This window comes from Pigmentiphaga humi, from assembly GCF_900606115.1.
In the GTDB taxonomy this organism is placed as follows: Bacteria; Pseudomonadota; Gammaproteobacteria; order Burkholderiales; family Burkholderiaceae_B; genus Pigmentiphaga; species Pigmentiphaga humi.
In genome coordinates this window covers 20,209-38,758 of sequence record NZ_UWPJ01000022.1, presented here as the reverse complement: position 1 = coordinate 38,758, position 18,550 = coordinate 20,209, and the positions used below count along the sequence as shown (strand labels likewise).

Annotated in this window: 19 protein-coding genes; 5 read left to right on the top strand and 14 right to left on the bottom strand. The window is 69.5% G+C overall.

Annotated elements, in window-relative coordinates:
* Positions 1-2: 2 nt before the first annotated feature.
* The 7 genes from PIGHUM_RS13360 to PIGHUM_RS13330 all read right to left on the bottom strand — a co-directional run bounded on the left by PIGHUM_RS13360 (position 3) and on the right by PIGHUM_RS13330 (position 7,529).
* Positions 3-1,007 (bottom strand): Bug family tripartite tricarboxylate transporter substrate binding protein, encoded by a 1,005-nt coding sequence (locus PIGHUM_RS13360; RefSeq protein WP_124080101.1) that lies wholly within the window; start codon positions 1,005-1,007, stop codon positions 3-5.
* Between the two features lie 81 nt (positions 1,008-1,088).
* Positions 1,089-2,273, bottom strand: coding sequence for a CaiB/BaiF CoA transferase family protein (locus tag PIGHUM_RS13355; protein ID WP_124080100.1), 1,185 nt, complete (start codon positions 2,271-2,273; stop codon positions 1,089-1,091).
* 77 nt (positions 2,274-2,350) lie between these two features.
* Complete coding sequence (locus PIGHUM_RS13350; protein WP_124080099.1) at positions 2,351-3,181, bottom strand: p-hydroxycinnamoyl CoA hydratase/lyase; 831 nt, start codon at positions 3,179-3,181, stop codon at positions 2,351-2,353.
* 20 nt (positions 3,182-3,201) lie between these two features.
* A complete protein-coding gene (locus PIGHUM_RS13345; protein WP_124080098.1) occupies positions 3,202-4,653 on the bottom strand; it encodes an aldehyde dehydrogenase family protein in 1,452 nt (483 codons plus the stop codon).
* Between the two features lie 51 nt (positions 4,654-4,704).
* Positions 4,705-5,559 (bottom strand): alpha/beta fold hydrolase, encoded by an 855-nt coding sequence (locus PIGHUM_RS13340; RefSeq protein ID WP_160142256.1) that lies wholly within the window; start codon positions 5,557-5,559, stop codon positions 4,705-4,707.
* Between the two features lie 29 nt (positions 5,560-5,588).
* The gene (locus PIGHUM_RS13335; protein ID WP_124080096.1) at positions 5,589-6,527 is read right to left on the bottom strand and encodes a 3-carboxyethylcatechol 2,3-dioxygenase; all 939 of its coding nucleotides are present in this window, start codon (positions 6,525-6,527) and stop codon (positions 5,589-5,591) included.
* A 9-nt stretch (positions 6,528-6,536) separates the two neighbouring features.
* The gene (locus PIGHUM_RS13330; protein ID WP_124080095.1) at positions 6,537-7,529 is read right to left on the bottom strand and encodes an ABC transporter substrate-binding protein; all 993 of its coding nucleotides are present in this window, start codon (positions 7,527-7,529) and stop codon (positions 6,537-6,539) included.
* 149 nt (positions 7,530-7,678) lie between these two features.
* On the opposite strand from PIGHUM_RS13330, the gene PIGHUM_RS13325 reads away from it, so the two are divergent.
* Entirely contained in the window at positions 7,679-8,653 is a 975-nt protein-coding gene (locus PIGHUM_RS13325; RefSeq protein ID WP_160142255.1) for a Bug family tripartite tricarboxylate transporter substrate binding protein, read from the top strand.
* A gap of 121 nt (positions 8,654-8,774) precedes the next feature.
* On the opposite strand, the gene trxA is transcribed toward PIGHUM_RS13325, so the two are convergent.
* Complete coding sequence (trxA, locus tag PIGHUM_RS13320) at positions 8,775-9,617, bottom strand: thioredoxin (RefSeq protein ID WP_124080093.1); 843 nt, start codon at positions 9,615-9,617, stop codon at positions 8,775-8,777.
* Between the two features lie 43 nt (positions 9,618-9,660).
* The gene (locus PIGHUM_RS13315; protein ID WP_342773198.1) at positions 9,661-10,626 is read right to left on the bottom strand and encodes a LysR family transcriptional regulator; all 966 of its coding nucleotides are present in this window, start codon (positions 10,624-10,626) and stop codon (positions 9,661-9,663) included.
* Positions 10,627-10,787: 161 nt separating this feature from the next.
* Between PIGHUM_RS13315 and PIGHUM_RS13310 the strand changes: the two genes are divergently transcribed.
* The 4 genes from PIGHUM_RS13310 (at position 10,788) to PIGHUM_RS13295 (ending at position 14,666) form a co-directional block, all read left to right on the top strand.
* Positions 10,788-11,825 (top strand): YeiH family protein, encoded by a 1,038-nt coding sequence (locus PIGHUM_RS13310; protein ID WP_246013184.1) that lies wholly within the window; start codon positions 10,788-10,790, stop codon positions 11,823-11,825.
* A gap of 153 nt (positions 11,826-11,978) precedes the next feature.
* Entirely contained in the window at positions 11,979-12,500 is a 522-nt protein-coding gene (purE, locus tag PIGHUM_RS13305; RefSeq protein ID WP_124080091.1) for a 5-(carboxyamino)imidazole ribonucleotide mutase, read from the top strand.
* The gene (locus PIGHUM_RS13300; RefSeq protein ID WP_124080090.1) at positions 12,497-13,669 is read left to right on the top strand and encodes a 5-(carboxyamino)imidazole ribonucleotide synthase; all 1,173 of its coding nucleotides are present in this window, start codon (positions 12,497-12,499) and stop codon (positions 13,667-13,669) included. The genes purE and PIGHUM_RS13300 overlap by 4 nt, the downstream gene beginning before the upstream one ends.
* Positions 13,635-14,666 carry an L-threonylcarbamoyladenylate synthase gene (locus tag PIGHUM_RS13295; protein WP_124080089.1) on the top strand — a complete coding sequence of 344 codons (1,032 nt, stop codon included), beginning with the start codon at positions 13,635-13,637 and terminating at the stop codon, positions 14,664-14,666. The genes PIGHUM_RS13300 and PIGHUM_RS13295 overlap by 35 nt, the downstream gene beginning before the upstream one ends.
* A gap of 22 nt (positions 14,667-14,688) precedes the next feature.
* On the opposite strand, the gene PIGHUM_RS13290 is transcribed toward PIGHUM_RS13295, so the two are convergent.
* The 5 genes from PIGHUM_RS13290 to PIGHUM_RS13270 form a co-directional block, all read right to left on the bottom strand.
* Positions 14,689-15,531 carry a hypothetical protein gene (locus tag PIGHUM_RS13290; RefSeq protein ID WP_124080088.1) on the bottom strand — a complete coding sequence of 281 codons (843 nt, stop codon included), beginning with the start codon at positions 15,529-15,531 and terminating at the stop codon, positions 14,689-14,691.
* A gap of 6 nt (positions 15,532-15,537) precedes the next feature.
* Positions 15,538-16,062 (bottom strand): flavin reductase family protein, encoded by a 525-nt coding sequence (locus PIGHUM_RS13285; RefSeq protein WP_124080087.1) that lies wholly within the window; start codon positions 16,060-16,062, stop codon positions 15,538-15,540.
* Between the two features lie 63 nt (positions 16,063-16,125).
* The gene (locus PIGHUM_RS13280; protein WP_124080086.1) at positions 16,126-17,214 is read right to left on the bottom strand and encodes a DUF72 domain-containing protein; all 1,089 of its coding nucleotides are present in this window, start codon (positions 17,212-17,214) and stop codon (positions 16,126-16,128) included.
* Between the two features lie 4 nt (positions 17,215-17,218).
* A complete protein-coding gene (gene pdxH / locus PIGHUM_RS13275) occupies positions 17,219-17,857 on the bottom strand; it encodes a pyridoxamine 5'-phosphate oxidase (protein WP_124080156.1) in 639 nt (212 codons plus the stop codon).
* 26 nt (positions 17,858-17,883) lie between these two features.
* Positions 17,884-18,513, bottom strand: coding sequence for a gamma-glutamylcyclotransferase (locus PIGHUM_RS13270; RefSeq protein WP_124080085.1), 630 nt, complete (start codon positions 18,511-18,513; stop codon positions 17,884-17,886).
* Positions 18,514-18,550: the final 37 nt, after the last annotated feature.

Genomic DNA, 18,550 nt, shown 5'->3' with positions numbered 1-18,550 from the left:
GCTCATTCGGGCTGGATCTTCAGCTCGCGCGCAAGCTGGCCGAAGGCGGCGATGTCGCGTTCGACGGTGGCGCGCATTTCCTCGGGCGTGCCTTGTGCCGGTTCGAAGCCGTTGGCGGCCAGCTGGGCGCGGATCGCGCGGTCGGCCAGCACCTCGCGCACTTCGCGGGAAAGCCGATCGCGGATCGCGGCGGGCGCGCCCGCAGGCAGCGCGAAGCCGAAGTAGGTGTGCGGGATGGTGTTCTCCTCGCCGCCGATCTCGGTGACGGCCGGAACGTCGGGCAGCAAGGGGAAGCGCCGGCTGCCGCCGACCAGCAGCGGCCGCACGCGGCCTTCGCGTATCGCCCCCAGGGCCGGCCCGATGGTGACCAGCGCCATGTCGACTTCGCCCGACATGGCCGCGGTCAATGCCGGCGCGCCGCCCTTGTAGGGCACGTGCGTGAGCTGCATGCCCAGGCGCGCGCACAGCGATTCGGTGCCCAGCTGGGTCATGCTGCCGTTGCCGAAGCTGGCGTAGGTCAGCCGGCCGGGCGCTTTGCGGGCGGCCGCGACGAGTTCCTGCATGGTGCGCGCCGGCTGCTTGGACCCGGCCACCAGCACATAAGGCCCCCAGACGGCGATGCCCACGTAGGAGAAATCCTTCAGCGGATCGTAGGGCAGCTTCTTGTACAGGCTGGGGTTGATGCCCAGCGCACCGCGGTCGACGAACAGCACGGTATAGCCGTCCGGCGCCGCCCTGGCGACGGCCTCGGTGCCGATGATGCCGTTGGCGCCGGGCCGGTTGTCCACGATGACGGATTGGCCCAGCCGCTCGGTCAGCTTCTGCGCGACCAGGCGCGCGTTGGAATCGGCGCCGGCGCCGGCCGGGAACGGCACGATGACGCGCACGGTGCGGCTGGGGTAGGCGCTGTCCTGGGCGCGCGCAGCGGGCGCGGCGGCCACGGCCAGGCCGGCGCCGGCCGCCAGGAAGGTTCTGCGGGTGATCGGGTTGTTGCGGTCGTCTGGCATGTCTTGTCTCCTCTATGCGTCCGGTTCGGTGCCGGATGCGCGGATGGGGTTGTATGGCGTACCGTCAGGGCAAGTGGGCATTCAGCCGGGACGCCCGTTCTCCAGCGCGGCGATCTGCGCCGGCGGCAGGCCGCACTCGGCCAGGATCTCGGCCGTATGTTCGCCCAGCATGGGCGGCGCGTAGCGGCTGGGCGGGCGCTCGCCGTCGTAGCGCACCGGCCGGCTCAGCGCGCGCACCGCTCCCATGGCCGGATGGTGCAGGTCGTGGAAGCTGCCGGCGGCGCGGAACTCGGGGTCATCGACGATCTCGGGCACGGTCAGCACCGGCGCATGGGGCACGTCGGCGGCGCGCAGCGCATCCAGCCAGTGGCCGCGCGGCCGCGTCCGGAAGCGTTCGCGCAGGATCTCCGACAAGGCGTCGAAGTTGGCGATGCGCGCCGAGCGGCTGGCGAAGCGCGGGTCGTCGCGCAGTTCGGGCATCTCCAGCGCGCGCAGCAGCCCTTCCCAGAACTTGCCCGGCGACGAGAGCTGCAGGCCGATGCGCGCGCCGTCGGCGCATTCGAAGGCGAAGCTGTGCGAGTACGACGCGCGCGTCGTGGAGTTCATGCGCGTGCCTTCGCGCGTATGGCTGGCGAAGAAGTCCGGCATGAAGGACATCGAGGCTTCGATCATGTTGACGTCCACGCGCCGCCCGGGCCCGCCGGCCTGCCGCGCGTACAGCGCGCCCAGGATGCCGTAGCAGGCGTACATGCCGGCCAGTTGGTCCGAGATGGTCGGGCCGCGCACCTGCGGGCGGTCCGGATCCAGGAAGGTGTCGAGCATGCCGCTGAGCGCCTGGCCGATCGTGTCGAAAGCGGGCTGGCCTTCGTAGCGGCTGCCAGGCAGAAAGCCGCCGATGGCGCAGTAGACCAGCGACGGCCGGCGCGCGTGCAGCGTCTCCCATCCCAGTCCCATTTTTTCCATGACGCCCGGACGGAAGTTCTCGATCAGCACGTCGGCCGTATCGATCAGCCGCAGCAGCGCGTCGCGTCCCGCCGCGCTGCCCAGGTCGAGGCGGACGCTGCGCTTGTTGCGGTTGAAGGCGACGAAGTTGGGGCTGTACTGGCCGTCGCGGAAGGCGCGGAACGGATCGCCCTCCGGGCGTTCGACCTTGATCACGTCGGCGCCCAGGTCGGCCAGCAGCATGCCGGCGTAGGGGCCGGTGATGAAGTTGCCCAGCTCCAGCACCCGTACGCCCTGCAGCACGTCGCCGCCCGCCGCGCTCATTGGCGTGCCCTCCTGTCGCTGCGCGGCATCCTCCCCGGGGGAGGACGCGCGCCCTTCGGGCGGCCGGGCGGGCGCGCTCACTGCGCGCCCCGCTGGTACTCGCCGTAGCCGGGGCGGTAGGTCTTGTCGTCCAGGAACTGCGTCATGGCCTGCTCGCGCCCGCCTTCGTTGTCCATGAAGCGCATTTCGCGTTCCTTGGCCAGCAGGTAGTCGGCGGCCTGGTCCACGCTCATGCCGCGCACCAGGCGCAGGCTTTCCTTGATGGTGCGCAGGGTTTGCGGATTCTTGCGCGCCAGCGTGCTCGCCAGTTCGACCGTGCGCGCGCGCAGGCGCTCCAGCGGCACGGATTCGGTCACCAGCCGCATCTGCGCGGCCGCCTTGCCGTCGAAGGGCTCGCCGGTCATGGCGTAGTAGACCGCGTCGCGATAGGCCAGCCCGTCGACGATGACCTTGCCGACCAGGCCGCCGGGCAGAATGCCCCAGTTCACTTCTGACAGGCCGAATTGCGCTTCGTCCGCGGCGACGGCGAAGTCGCAGGCGAACAACTGCACGAAGGCGCCGCCGTAGCAGTGGCCGTTGACCATGGCGATGGTGGGCTTGGGGAAGCTGCTCAGCAGCGTCCAGCGCCATTCGTGGTTGGCCAGCCGCGCCAGGTGGCGCTGCCTGGGCTTGTCGTCGAGCGCGCGGAAGAACAGGCCGATGTCCTGGCCGGCGCACCAGCTCTCGCCGGCGCCGGTCAGCACCAGCACGCGCACCGCCGGTTCCTCGGCCAGTTCCTTGAGCACGTCCACCATTTCGAAGTGCAGGTCCGGGCTCATCGCGTTGCGCTTGTCGGGGCGGTTCAGCGTGACCCAGCCGATGCCGTCGGCGATCTCGACTTTGACGTTCTTCAATTGATCGAAGTTCATGCCTGTCTCTTCCTCGTGGTTCACAGCGTGATGTAGACGTTCTTCAATTGCGTGTAGGACACCAGCTCCTCGAAGGACTCTTCGCGGTTGTTGCCCGATTGCTTGTAGCCGCCGAAGGGCGCGGGGAAGAAGTGCTTGGCGGCGTTGTTGACCCAGACGTAGCCGGCTTCGAGCCGGCCCACGGCGCGGTGGGCCGTGTCGAGGCGGGTGGTGTAGACGCCCGCCGCCAGGCCGTATTCCAGCGCGTTGACCTGGTCGAACATCTCGTCCTCGTCCGACCACTTGAGGATGGAGAGCACCGGGCCGAAGATCTCTTCGCGCGCGATGCGCATGTCCATGGTCACGCCGGTGAACACCGTGGGCTCGATGAAGTAGCCCTTGGCCAGCGCCGGATCGGCCGGGTGCTTGCCGCCCGCGGCAAGGTGCGCGCCTTCCTGCTTGCCCAGCTCGATGTAGTGCATGATCTTGTCGTACTGCTCGCGCGAGACGATGGCGCCCATGCTGGTGGCCTTGTCGGTCGGGATGCCCGGCGCGTAGGCGCGCACGCCTTCGAGCACGCCCTGCACCACCTGGTCGTAGACCGACTCGTGCACGAACAGCCGCGTGGTCGAGCTGCAAGCCTGGCCGCACCAGGTGAAGCACATGCCCGCCACGGCGCCCTTGATGGCGCGGTCGAGGTCGGCGTCCGGGTAGATGACCAGCGCGTTCTTGCCGCCCAGCTCCAGGCTCACGCTCTTGAGGTTCTCCGCCGCGCCGCGCGCGATGGCCTTGCCGGTGGCGATGCTGCCGATCAGCGTGACCTTGGGCACCAGCGGATGATCGACCAGCGCCTGGCCGCATTCCGTGCCGCCCGACAGCACGTTGATCACTCCGGGCGGAGCGATGCCGTCGATCAGTTCCATCAGCCGATAGGCCGACAGCGGCGCTTGCACCGGCGGCTTCATGATGACCGTGTTGCCCGCCGCCACGGCCGCAGCCAGCCGGCTGGCGGTGAACATCAGCGGGTGGTTGTAGGCGACGATGCGCGCGCATACGCCGTAGGGTTCGCGAACCGTCATGTCGATCACGCCTTCGCCCATCGGGATGGTGGAGCCGCGCAATTCGTAGACCAGGCCGGCGAAATAATCGATCAGCTGCGTGGCGATGTCGACGTCGTTCATCAGCGCGGATACCGGGTTGCCGCAGTCGATGGCGTCGATCATCGCCAGCTCCTCGCGGTGCTCGCGCATCGTCTCGGCGATGCGGCGCAGCACCGCGGCGCGTTCGCCCGGCGCGGTGCGCCGCCATGAACGGTAGGCCTGGTGCGCCGCGCGCACCGCGGCATCGACATCGGCGCGGTTGGCCTGCGCGCAGGGGCCGAGGTTCTCGCCCGTGGACGGGCTGAACGAATCGACGTAGCCGCCCTCGGGGCGGTGCCAGGCGCCGCCGTAGTAGAGGTCGCGATGGCGCGGCAGCAGTTTTTCGTGGGACATGTCTTCCTCCTTGATCGTTGTCGTATCCGGTGGCGGGCGCGGGCCCGCGAATCAGAGCGGGGCGATGAACGCGCGCAGCACGCGCGCCAGGTCGTGCGGGTTGTCGCCGGCCAGGTCGTGGCTGGCGTCGATCTGCTCGACGCGGGCATGCGGGTTGGCCTGGCGCAGCTTGTCCATCGTCGGCGCCTCGAACATGTCGGACCGGCTGCCGCGCACGAACAGCGCTGGCATGGACAGCTCGCGCACCATGGCCCACAGGTCCAGGCCGGCGGGTGCGGGAGCGGGCTTGCCCTGCAGGGTCTGGCGGAAGTTGTCGCGGAAATGCAGGTCGCGCTTGAGTTCGTAGCCGCCCGCCACGGGTTTCAGGAAAGCCTCGTAGCGCTTGCGCTCGGGCGCATCGGCCGGGAGGCCGGCGGGCAGGCCGTGGTAGGCCATGGCCTGGTCCACCGATTCGAACAAGTCGGGCTGGTTGCCGATGCGCAGGGCGACGTTGCGGCGGCCGGCGGCGGCCACGTCGGGCGCGAAGTCCAGGCAGGCCAGCGCCGCCACCCGCTCGGGATGCCAATGCGCCGTGCACAGGCAGATGCGGCCGCCCATGGAGTGGCCCGCGAGGATGGCGCGCGGCCATTGCAGGTGGTCGAGCACGGCGACGATGTCGCCGGCGAAGTCACGCAGTTCATAGTTGCGCTGCGGGCTGCGTCCGGATTCGCCGAAGCCGCGCAGGTCGATGGCCACGACTTCGCGGTCGCTCGCCAATTCCTGCGCGATGCCGGTCCAGTCGTACGAGATGTACGACAGGCCGTGGGCGATGAGCAGCGGCGTGGCGCCCGGCGTGCCGAATCGGCGGTAGAAGATCTCGACCTCGCCGCTCGGGGCGCAGCCGGTGGAATGCTCGGGTTGGGACATGCTGCCTCCTGGTGGATTCTGCGTCGTGTTCAGCCGGCCGTGACGATGCCCATGCCGGTGAGCCATTCGGGAATGACGTGGTAGTAGCGCACCTGCATGGGGTGGGCGGCGATGGCGCGCGCGGCGGCCGCCGCCGCGACCCAGGTCCGGATCTCGTGCCCGCCGAAGCCGCCTTTGCGGTCGATCTGCGCATCGTCCATGGCGTCCAGCGCTTCGACGTCCCAGGCGCACAGCCGCGACATGAAGTCATGGTCCCATTCCTGGTCGGGCGGCATGCACGGACCCTTGCCGGCGACCAGGTCGCGGCCGGCCTGGATCACGCGGGCCTCGCGCGCGGCCAGTTCTTCGGCCGAGGGCGTGTGGCGCTTGATCAGCCGCTGGGCGATGTCCGATGGCGTCTGCCGCAGCCGCGGCGTGGGAGGATCGTGCGACAGGCCGCCCGATCCGATGAAGGTCACGCGCAGGCCGCGGTCGGCCAGGAAGCGGCCGACCGCCTCGCCCAGCAGGCGCGAGCGGCGCATCGACGGGCGCGGATCGGCGGCGCAGTTCAGGAAGACCGGCAGCACGTCGTAGCGCGCCAGCGCGCCGGTCAGCTGCGTCAGCGAGAGCGCATTGCCGTGGTCCACGCACATGTCGTAGGACACGGCCACATCGAGGTCTTGCCGGTGCAGCGCGCGGGCGCAGTCGAGCGCCAGGTCGGCGGGCACGCGCAGCGGGCCGCCGGGCAGCCCCCAGTCGTGCGTGCCGTGCGCCGCCATGCCCAGGCAGAAGGCGGGCATCAGATCGTAGAAAAACCCGTTGAAGTGATCGGGACCGAAGCACACGACCAAGTCGGGCGAGAATGCATGGACCTCTTTGGAGACGGCGTCCATGGTGTCGAAGAAGGCGCGCTGGCCCTCGGGCTCGGACGCCTCGATGTCCGCCATCATCAGCGGACTGTGCGAGCAGCAGATCAGTTGGGCGGGCATGGCAGCCTCCTAGATGTGGACCAGGTCCAGCGTGCTCGGGACGAACAGCTCGTCCACCTCCAGCTTGCGCACGGCAAGTCCCTGTTCGTACGAGTAGCGGGCCATGGCATCGAGCGTCTTGCGGTTGGCCTCCACGCCATAGGGCCAGAAGTCCTTGCCCATGACCGCCTCGGTCGATTCCAGCTCGGCCGTCACCCACGGCAGGCCGATCTTCAGCGCGGTGACCTCGCGCAGGTCGCGTTCCGCGATTTCCTTGGCCTGGACGAAGGCCTTGTACAGGCTGGCCGGCAGCCACGGATGGGCTTGCGCGAGCTCCTTGCGCACGCCCAGCGCGTGCATGATGGGGAACATGCCGGTGCGCGCGTAGTAGTCCTGCTCGACCGCGCGGTAGTCGGGATAGAGGCGCCGCACGTGCGGGTGCCCTTGCGTCAGGCAGGAAGGCGCGCGCGCGGAGATGACGCCATCCAGCTCGCCCTGCGCCAGCAGGCTGGACAGCGAGCGCCCCTCGGGCGCGCTCTCGAGCGGAAAGCCGGGCGGCAGGTTGAGCGGAAACTTGTCCTTGCGGCCGTACTGCTCCAATCCGCCTTGCACCCAGGTGATGTCGTCCGCCTCGATGCCGTATTCGTCCTTCAGGAAACCGCGCACCCACAGCACCGCGGACATCTGGTATTCCGGCAGGCCGATGCGCTTGCCGCGCAGGTCGGCCGCGCTGGCGATGCCGCGGTCATTGCGGATGTAGATGGCCGAGTGGCGGAAGGTGCGTGACAGGAACACGGGTAGCGCGACGTAGGGCGCGATGCCGCGCGACAGCGCGATCAGGAAGGGGCTGAAGCCGATTTCCGCGACGTCGAATTCCCCGTGGAAGTAGGCGCGGTGGAAGCATTCCTCGACCGGCATGGGGAGATAGTTGATGTCGCAGCCTTCGACCTCGACGCGGCCGTCCAGCAGCGGACGGACCCGGTCGTAGTCCCAGGTGGCGATGGTGAGGGGTAGGCGTGCCATGATGCTCCTGCGGTTCGATCAGCGCAGTCATTCTAGACTCATAAAAATCAAAAGTATAGATTTTTGAGCTTTTGAGGTTTAGCATCATGGCTACGCATACCGGATACGACACTCGACGACTGCGGCGTGCGTTTTACGAGGAGACATTCATGCATCGATTCATCGCGCGCTGCGCGGTCGCAGCCATGTTCGTATGCGCATCGGCCGCGGCGCAGAAACCTTCACCTTCCTACCCCGAGCGCCCCGTGCGCATCGTCGTGCCCTATGGGCCGGGCACCGGGCCCGACCTGATCGCGCGGGTCTACGCCGAGCAGCTCGGACGGCAGTCCGGACAGGCCTTCGTGGTGGAGAACCGGCTCGGCGCCGGCGGCAAGATAGGCACCGAGGCCGTGGCCGACGCGACGGCGGACGGCTACACGCTGCTGCTGGGCGGCAAGGATACGCACGGCATCCTGACGCACTTGTATCCGGGATGGCGGGTGAATCCCGAAAAGGATTTCGCGCCGGTCGCGCTATTGGCGCGCATCCAGAACATCCTGTTGGCGGCGCCCAAGCTGCCGGTGTCCACCCCGCAGGAATTCATCGCGCTGGCCAAACAGAAGGAACTGCGCTACGGCACGCCGGGAGTGGGCACCAATCTGCATCTGATGGCCGCCTACCTGGAGAGCCGCTACGGCCTGAAGCTGCTGCACATCCCGTACAGCCGCAGTTTCGCGGAGGCGCTGCCGGCGCTGGCGCGCGGCGAACTGGACCTGGTCGTGGCGGGCATGCCGCCGGCGATGCCGCTGGTCAAGGACGGCCGCATCAAGGCGGTCGCCGTTACCGGCACCCAGCGCTCGCGTTTCGCACCCGATATTCCCACCTTCGCCGAAGCCGGCGTCGATGGGCTCGAATCGGGCGGATGGTTCGCGCTCTTCGCTCCCAAGGGCACGCCGCCCGCGGTGGTGGACTGGCTCTCCCGCCAGGTGGCCGAAGGCGCCAAGACCCAATCGGTGACCGACAAGCTGGCCGGCGTCTACGCCGAGCCCGCCGCCTCGTCGCCGGCGGACCTGGCCAAGCTGGTGCATGACGAAACGCTGCGCTGGGGCAAGGTCGTGACCGAGAGCGGCATCAAAATAGAGTAGGGCCCCCCCGTACGCGCTTACGCGCGCCCCCCAGGGGGCGGCACTGGCGGACCGGCGGAGCCGGATCCGCTGTGCCCTGGGATAAAAACTTCGCCCCCGGGGCGCGTAAGCGCGCAGGGGCTTAGAACAATACAGTCGACAGTTTGCGGCGGTACTGGGAGACGAGTTCGGGTTGGGCGGAGGCCATGTCGAATACGGCGATCATGGTTTTCCTGCCGATCTCTTCCTGGAACCCGCGGTCGCGCTGGACGATTTCCAGCAGTTCGTCCATCGCGCCGGCCCACGCGCGCCGGGCGATGCGCTTGTTGGCGAGATCCAGGCGCGCCTGCAGGTCGTCCGGGTTCTGCTGGATGCGGGCCAGCAGGTCGGTTTCCTCGGGGGAGTCCTGGGCCTGTTCGACCGCGTTGAGCGCGGTTTCCAGGTTGGCGTAGTGGGGCTCGGCCTTGGCCTGGGGCGTGAGCAACTCGAACTGGGCCTTGGCGTCTTCCGGGCGGCCCGTGGTCAGCAGCAGCTCGACGTAGTCCATGCGCGCGGGATCGTAGCCGGCGTCCAGCACCAGCGCGGCGCGCAGGTGCTTTTCCGCGGTGGCGACGTCGCCCGCCTGCATGGCGGCCATGGCTTGCTGGTGCTCCTGCTCGTGGGGCAGCGGCAGCAGGCGGTCGATGAAGGCGCGGATCTGGCCTTCGGGCAGGGCGCCGGTGAATTGGTCCACCGGACGTCCGTCCAGGAGGGCCACGACCAGCGGGATGCTGCGCGCCTGGAAGTGCGCGGCCAGCTGCTGGTTTTCGTCGACGTTGACCTTGACCAGCTTGAAGCGGCCGGCGTAATCGCGTTCCAGCTTTTCCAGGATGGGCGTCAGCGAGCGGCAGGGGCCGCACCACGGCGCCCAGAAGTCCACCAGGACGGGTACGTCGCGCGAGGCCTGCAATACCTCGCGCTCGAAATTGGCGAGCGTGACATCCATGCCGGGAAGTCCTATGTAGCGATGTGCAAAAAGAGATTGTGCTTCATTTTGGCGGAGCTGGCTGGCGCGGCATGGGCGGACGCCGCACGGGATCGCGCGCGTAGCCGCGCAGGTAGTCCAGCAGCCGGCGCACCCCCGGGGTGGCGCGTTTGCGGGCGTCGGCGATGAGGTAGAAGCTGCGGGCCAGCCGCGGCAGGTCGGTGCGCAGTTCGATGAGCTCGCCGCTCTCGATCAGGTCGCCCACCACCCAGCGCGACAGGCAGGTAATGCCCAATCCCCCCGCCACGGCACGCTTGATCGCCTCCGAATTGCCGAACTCGATGCCCGATTTCATGTGATGCAGGTGCGGCGTGAGCGCTTCGCGTATGGTCTCGCGCGTGCCCGACCCTTCCTCCCGCAGCAGCCAGGTGGCGTTGCGCAGCTGCCCGGTGCCCACGATCTCCCGCTCGGGCGGCACGATGGGATCGCCCGCGCCGGCCACGATCACCAGCTCGTCGTCCAGCCAGGGCTCCACCGTCAGCTCGGGCTGTTCGCAGGGGCCTTCGACCAGGGCCAGGTCGAGTTCGAAATTCACGACCTGGTTGGCGATGGCCAGGGTATTGGCGATGGCGACGTGGGCGGTCCAGCGCGGCTGGCCGGAGGCTTCCAGGTCGCGCTGGAAACCCGCCAGCAGGGCCGGCAGCACGTAATTGCCTATGGTGGTGCTGGCGCCTATGCGCAACAGGCCGACGTGGCCCTGGCCGTCTTGCGCCCAGCGTTCGATGGCGGCGGCGCGATCCAGGAGTTCGCGCGCCTGGGGCAGCAGCTCGCGGCCGTTGTCGTTGAGCACGAGCCGCTTGCCCACACGGTCGAACAGCGCCATGTCGAGCGCGCGCTCGAGGTCGTTGACGGCGGCGCTCGTGGCCGACTGGGACAGCGAGACGGCCGAGGCCGCCGCGCTGGTGCTGCCGGCCGCGGCAACGGCGGCAAAAATCTGCAGTTGCCGCAAAGTCAGACGCAATGTGTCCATGAATGTTTTCAACCTGTTTTGTAGGTTGAATATACAAAAATAAACCGTTTCCGTGGATCGATTTCGATGGGTAGAGTGATGGCATTAATTCCAGAAGTTATTAGCTTATGCCTTATCCATCGATTTCTTCCATATCGACGCCTGCCCCCGGGCAGGCCGCCATGCGCTTTTGCAGGCAGGCGGGCCCCGGCCTGCTGCTGGCCGGCGCGATCGGTGTGGCGTCGGTGCTGCTGGGTAATCTCGACATGTTCGCCAGCCGCGGCCTGAGCGCGCTGACGCTCGCCATCGTGCTGGGCATGGTGGCCGGCAATACGGTCTACCCCCGCGTCGCGGCCGCCGCCACGCCCGGCGTCGGCGTGGCCAAGCAGACCTTGCTGCGCGCCGGCGTGGTGCTCTACGGCCTGCGCCTGACCTGGCAGGACATCGGCGGGGTGGGAGCCGCGGGCGTGGCGATCGACGCGATCATGCTGCTGTCCACGTTCGGACTGGCCTGGCTGCTCGGCACGCGGGTATTCCGGATGGACCGCAGCTCGGCCTGGCTGATCGGCGCAGGCAGCGCGATCTGCGGCGCCGCCGCGGTGATGGCGACCGCCCCGGTAGTGCGGGCCAAGGCCGACCAGGTCGCCGTGGCGGTGGCGACGGTGGTGGTGTTCGGCACGCTGGGCATGTTCCTGTATCCGCTGATGTACGAGTTGGGCGGGCATCTGCTGCCTGGCGGCACGCACGGCTTCGGCGTGTACATCGGCTCGACCGTCCACGAGGTGGCGCAGGTGATCGCGGCTGCGCGGGCAGTGGGTACCGAGGCCGCCGACACCGCCGTCATCGCCAAGATGGTGCGGGTGATGATGCTGGCGCCATTCCTGATGGCGCTGTCGGCCTGGCTGTTCTGGGACGGCGCGAAGTCGCGCGCGGGCGAGCAAGGCGGGCCGCGCGGCTTGGCGGCCCTGTGCATCCCGTGGTTCGCGGTCGGCTTCATCGCCATGGTGGCATTCAATTCGCTGGTGCAGATCCCGGCGCCGATGAAGTCGGCCCTGATCGACTTCGATACCTTGCTGCTGGCGATCGCCATGGCGGCCCTGGGCCTGACCACGCACGTGGGCGCGATCCGCCGCGCCGGGCTGAAGCCCTTGGTGCTGGCGGGCGCGCTGTTCGTCTGGCTGGTGGGGGGCGGCGCGGCGGTGAACGCGCTGTTGGGATAAACGGACACCCTCGGGGCATGGCCGGCCTGCGGCGCCACGGCCGGGCCGCGCCTGTGCGCAGCCGGCCATGCCGGCGCGGCGGCGGCGGGTTAAAATCCCCGCTTTAGATGTCCGTCCCGTGCCTTGCGGCCGCGGACGCCCGCAAGGTCCACCATGTCCACTCCTTCTTCTTCCCCCCAGCCGGTGCAAGTCGGCATCGTGATGGGGTCTTCCAGCGATTGGGAAATCATGAAACACGCGGTCGCCATCCTCGAGGAATTCGGCGTCCCGCATGAAGCGCGCGTCGTTTCGGCGCACCGCATGCCGCTCGACATGGTCGAGTACGGCGCCGAGGCGACCCGCCGCGGCCTGCGCGCGATCATCGCCGGCGCCGGAGGCGCGGCCCACCTGCCGGGCATGATGGCCGCGCTGACCGCGGTGCCGGTGTTCGGCGTGCCGGTCCCGTCCAAGTACCTGCGCGGCGAGGATTCCCTGCTGTCCATCGTGCAGATGCCCAAGGGCGTGCCGGTCGCCACCTTCGCCATCGGCGAGGCCGGCGCGGCCAACGCCGCCTTGCATGCCGTCGCCAACATCGCCTGTACCGATCCGGCGCTGCGCCAGAAGCTCGAAGCTTTCCGCGCCCGCCAGACCGAAGCCGCGCGCGCCATGGCGCTGCCGCCGGGAGGCCAGGCATGACGGACAAGCCGAACGTGCGCAAGATCCAGCCGGGCGACTGGCTCGGCCTGCTCGGCGGCGGCCAGCTCGGCCGCATGTTCTGCCATGCGGCCCAGAGCATGGGCTATCGCGTCGCGGTGCTCGACCCGATCGCCTCGTGTCCGGCGGGCGCCGTGGCCGACCTGCACATCCGCGCCGACTACGACGACGAAGCGGGCCTGGCGCAGCTGGCCGAGCGCTGCCGGGCCGTGACCACCGAATTCGAGAACGTCCCGGCCGCCAGCCTGCAGAAGCTGGCCGAGCGCTGCCAGGTCAGCCCGGCAGCGGGCGCGGTGGCCATCGCGCAGGACCGCATCGCCGAGAAAGGCTACATCGCCTCGATAGGCGTGCCGGTCGCGCCCTATGCCGAGATCCGCGCCGAATCCGACATCGAGGCCGCGCCGGCCTCGCTGTTCCCCGGCATTCTCAAAGTGGCCCGCCTGGGCTACGACGGCAAGGGCCAGGCCCGCGTCGCGTCGGCCGCGGAGGCCCGCGCCGCCTTCGCGTCGTTCGGCGGCGTGCCGTGCGTGCTCGAAGCCATGCTGCCGCTGGAGTTCGAAGTCTCGGTGGTGGTGGCGCGCGGCTTCGACGGCGAAGTCATGACCTACCCCGTGGCCGAGAACGTGCACCGCGACGGCATTCTGGCGATCACCACCGCGCCGTCGCCGCGCGCTTCGGCCGATATCGCGCGCCGCGCCGCCGCCGCCGCGCTGCAGGTCGCCGCCGGGCTGGATTATCACGGCGTGCTGTGCGTGGAATTCTTCGTGCTGGCGGGCGATCGCCTGGTGGTCAACGAGATCGCCCCGCGTCCGCACAACAGCGGCCACTACAGCATCGACGCCTGCGTCACCAGCCAGTTCGAGCAGCAGGTGCGGGTGCTGGCGGGCATGCCGCTGGGCCTGTCCAACCAGATGGTGCCGGCCGTCATGCTCAACATCCTGGGCGATGCCTGGTTCACGCAGGGCGGCCAGGCGGAGCCGGCCTGGAGCGAGCTGCTGCAGACCGGCACCGCCAAGCTGCACCTGTACGGCAAGACCGACGCGCGGCCGGGACGCAAGATGGGCCACGTCACCTGCCTCGGGCTGGATTCTGAGCAGGCCCGACGCAGCGCCGCCCATGCGGCGGCCGTGCTGGGCATCGCCTTCCCGTAGCCCCGTGCCCGCGCGCATCCTGCCGCCGACTCCCGAGGCCATTGTCGAGGCCGCCGCGCTGCTGCGCGCCGGCCAGCCCATCGGCATGCCTACCGAGACGGTCTACGGGCTGGCTGCCGACGCGTCCAGCGCCGAGGCGGTTGCGCGCATTTTCGCGGCCAAGGGGCGGCCCAACGACCATCCCGTCATCGTGCACGTGGCCGAGGGCGACGACTTGTCGCACTGGGCCGTGCGGGTGCCGGCGGCCGCGCGCAAACTGATGGCCGCTTTCTGGCCCGGCCCGCTGACCTTGATCCTGCCGCGCGCGACCGGCGTGCTCGATGCCGTGACCGGCGGCCAGGACACGGTGGGCGTGCGCTGTCCCGCCCATCCGGTCGCCCAGGCACTGCTCAAGGCTTTCGGCGGCGGGTTGGCGGCGCCGTCGGCCAACCGCTTCGGCCGGGTCAGCCCGACCACGGCGCAGCACGTGGCCGACGAGTTCGACACAGGCGTGCCGGTGGTGCTGGACGGCGGCGCCTGCGGCGTCGGCATCGAATCGACCATCGTCGACGTTTCCAGCGAGATTCCCATCCTGCTGCGCCCCGGCCATATTTCCCCGGTCGAACTGTCGGCGGTGCTCGGCACGGTGGTGCTGACCCGCGCCGAGATGGACGCGCGCCGCGACGTGCCGCGCGTGTCGGGTTCGCTGTCGGCGCACTATGCGCCGCGCACGCCGCTCAGGCTGGCGGGCGGCGCCGAATTGCGGGCCGAGATCGCCGCAGCCACGGCGCGCGGCCAGGAGGTAGGGGTGTGGTCCGTGCGCGACCCGGGCGGAGCGGCGGCCTGGATCGAGGCGCCCGCCGAGCCCGCTCGCTATGCCCAGGCCTTGTATGCGACGCTGCGCGCGTTCGACGGCAAGGGGCTGGACCTGCTGATTTTCGAACAGCCGCCGGCCGGTCCGGAATGGACCGCCGTGCGCGACCGCCTGGACCGCGCCGCGGTGGGCTCGGGCGCTTGAGCGCCCGGCCGGGATTCACGCGCTATTCGGCTTTGTCTTCGGTTCCGGTCTCGGTCTCGGTCTCGGTCTCGTCGTCGACCTCGGCCGCGTTCAGGCGCGCATAGGCAAACCATCCCGCCGTCTTGCCCGTGTTGGTCGCCATGACCAGCAGCAGCGGCTGCTTGTCTTGTTCGGTCAAGCGCATCGCCACGCCCTGCATGGAAGCGCCGGCATGCTGGCTCAGGCAATTGGTGGCGTTGCCGAAGCTTGCCGACAGCGTCGCGTAGTTCTTGCCGGAAGACGGCTTGGCCAGCGCGCCGCGGACGATGCAATCGTCGGGCCGGCCGCTGATGGTGAAGCGCGCTTCCAGGTCGCCGTTGGACTGGATGGTGAAGTTGACGGCGGAGTTGGTGCTGTCCCGCCCTTGCCAGGTGCCCGCGAAGCTGCCGAGTTCGAAGGCATTGTTGTACTGGCTGTTGAAGGTCGAGGTGAACGTGACGTTCTGCCCCAGGTTGCCGTCGAAGCTGGCGCCGGTGGCGACCGTGCCGGTGATCGTGGCGTTTTCCGCGGTGGTGTCGCCGGTCCCCAGGGTGGTTCCGGTGCCGGAGAAACTCTTGCCGTTGAGCGAGCCCGTGCCTCGGGTCATGCGGCGCACCTGGGTGTACTGCTCGCTCCAGGACATGGCCCACAACTCGTTATTGGGCGCCACCAGCATGTGCAGCGCCAGGGTGTCGCTGGTCAGCGAGCCATTCCAGATGCCTTGGGCATCGCTGTTGCCGCCGCCACCGCCGTCGTCGTCCGACGAGCCGAAATAATTGCAGGCGGCCAGCGGCAGGGTGCAGAGCAGGAGCAGGGCGGCACGGCGCAGGGGCGGGAGCAGGGTCATGGCGGATCAGGGCGTGGAAGGCGTTTTGCGGGGGCGTTGCGGGGTCAGGTCGAAGCCGCCGGCGTGGAACACCAGCGGCATGGCATCCGTATGGCCGCAGCGTTCCACTTCGCCGACGAAAATGCAATGGTCGCCTTCGCGGTAGCGGCTGCGGTTGTGGCATTCGAACCAGGCGGTGCAGCCCTCGAGCAGCGGCGCGCCGCTGGCGCCCGGGCGCCACGCGAGCTGGGTGAAACGCTCGGCGGCGTTGCCGCGCGTGGCGAAGCGCCTGGCGATGTCGATCTGATCGGCCGCCAGCACGTTGATGGCGTAGTGGCTGGCCGCCTCGAGCGCGGCCAGCGAGCTCGACGTCAGCGACAGGCTCCATAGCACCAGCGGCGGAGCCAGCGATACCGAATTGAAGGAGCTCACCGTGAGGCCGAGCGGGTGGCCGTCGGGATGGACGGCGGTAACCACGGTCACGCCGGTGGCGAAACGGCCCAGGGCGGAACGGAAAGCGGAGGAGTCGAAGTCCGGAAGAGCTGCTGGCATCCAGGGAGGGCGGCGCGCCGGCTTGCTGGGCCGCGCAGCCGATGTGGCTCGGAAACCCCCATTCTAGCCTTGCGAGCCGGCCGGCGCCGCGATTTCCCCTACCAGCAGCTCCAGCGTGCGCGGGGCGCAGCCTTCGGCCTTGTTGTTGGCGACGATCCACGCCGGCTGGCCGGCCGCCTGCGCGGCGCGCGCCGCGGCGGCGAGCACGCGGCGGGTCTCCGGGTCTTCCACCTGGATCTTGTCGAACGGGAAAAAGCGCGCCTTGGCGGCTTCGTAGCGCTGCCCGGCCAGCAGGCTCCAACGCACCACCAGCGGCCCCGGCCCGGTCGCCGCCACGGCCTGCATCTGCCGGGCCGCGGACGGCATGCGCGCGTGGATGGCCACGCAGTAGCGCACGCCGCGCTCGGCCAGCATTTTCATCATGCGCGGCGTAACGGCTTGCGGATCGCGGAACTCCACCGCGTAGAAAGGCCGGACGTGCCCTTCGGATGCGGGCAGCGGCGGCAGCGCCGCCAGAAAATCCCCCAGCCGCGCCACCAAGCCCGCCGGATCGCCGAGGATCTCGGGCGGCAGCGGCGAGAACTGGAAGACCAGCGGTCCGGCTTTGTTCCCCAGGCCCTCCAGGCAGGGCGAGACGAAATGGTCGGCGGCCAGCACCGGGTCCAGGAAGCTGGGATTGGGGCCGGTGGGCGCGCCGCGGTCGTCGCGCTGCACCGCATCGGTGACCAGGTTCGGGCACTTGACCACGAAGCGGAAGCCGTCGGGAACCTGCGCCGCGTAGCGCGCGTACTGCTCGGCCGTCAGCGGCGCATAGAAGGTGCGGTCCAGGCTGACGCTGTTGAGCAGCGGATGCGCGGAATACGCCGGCAGCCCCTCGCGCGAGAGCAGCGATTCGCTGGCCTTGGCGCCATAGACGATGCCCTCCCATCCCGGGAAAGACCACGACGAGGTGCCCAGGTACAAGCCCGGCGGTTTGCCTTCTCCCAGCGCGCGCAGCGCGGCGGGATGCTCGGCAGCCGGAATCGTCTTCTGCCGCTTCGCCGCCGGCTTGGCGGGCGCGGGCGCATCGTCGAAAAACGACCCTTGGGAAGCGCCGCCGTTCTCCGCGTCTTGCGGTTCGCGGTCGTCGGGCGTGCGGTCTTGCCGAGTCATTGCTTCAAGGGGCCAGCCGGACGATGCGCCAAGCGCCTTCCGGTTCCGGCCGGTAGACCAGGCGGTCGTGCAGGCGCGAGGGGCGGCCTTGCCAGAATTCGATGGAGTCGGGCACGACGCGGTAGCCGCCCCAGTGCTCGGGCCGGGGCGGATGCTCGCCCAATTCGGCGAGCAGGCGCGCCTCGCGTTCGCGCAGCAGGTCGCGATTGGGGATCTCGCTGCTCTGCTCCGACACCCACGCGCCGATGCGCGAGCTCAGCGGGCGGCTGTGGAAGTAGGCGTCCGACTCTTCCGGCGCCGCCAGTTCCACCCGGCCTTCGATGCGCACCTGCCGCTCGTGCGCCGGCCAGAAGAACAGCAGGCTGGCGTAGGGCAGGTGGGCCAGGTCGCGCCCTTTGCGCGAATGGTAATTGGTATAGAAGACGAAGCCGCGCTCGTCGTAGCCCTTGAGCAGGACGGTGCGCACCGCGGGCCGGCCGCGTTCGTCCACCGTGGCCAGCGACATGGCGTTGGGGTCGAGCAGCTTGTCGGATACGGCGCGGCCGAACCAGGCGCCGAACAGCGTGATGGGCGACGCGGGGGCGTCGGCTTCCAGCAAGGCTCCTTGCTGGTAGTTCAGGCGGATGTCGGCGATGGACATGATCGAACGGAAAAAAGGTGCAGCCCCAACTATACCGGGTCGGCCGGCGCGCCTGCGAGCGGCGCCAGCAGCCGCGCCAGCCTTTCCAGTTGGCGGTCGCGGATGCCGTGATCGCGCAGCGCGCGGTCCGTATCCAGCACGTAGTCCACGCAGGCGCCGTAGCGTCCGTGCGCGCCGCGGATGGCCGCCAGCAGGCGGGCTTCTTCCAGCGCGCCGGCATAGCCGGAGCCGCGCCGGTCGATGACGAAGGCCAGGGCCTGCACCGGCCCTGCCGGCGTGAGGCAGCGCAGCCAGCGCGGCAGGTAGGCGCCCGTCATCATTTCGCGGTCCCACAGCGCGGCGAAGATGGCGGGAACCTCGGCCGCCGCCACGCGCAGCACGCAGCCGCGGCAGCTGCCGCCGCGGTCGAGGCCGAACACCAGCCCAGGATTGGCCGGCGTGCCGCGGTTCACGCGCGACCACAGGCACAGCGAGCGGTGGTGCCCGCTCACGCGCGCCATGCGGCGCTCGGCCACGGAGAAGCCGGGATTCCAGATCAGCGAGCCGTAGGCGAAGACCCAGACGTCGTCGTGGCCGTTCCAGCCCGTCAGCGCGGCGCCGATCGATGCCTGGCGCTGGGCGGGCGTGAGCAGGGGCAGGTCGGGAGCGGATGCGTGCATGATGCCGGGAAGCGGGGGATTGCCTTGCGACGGCGGG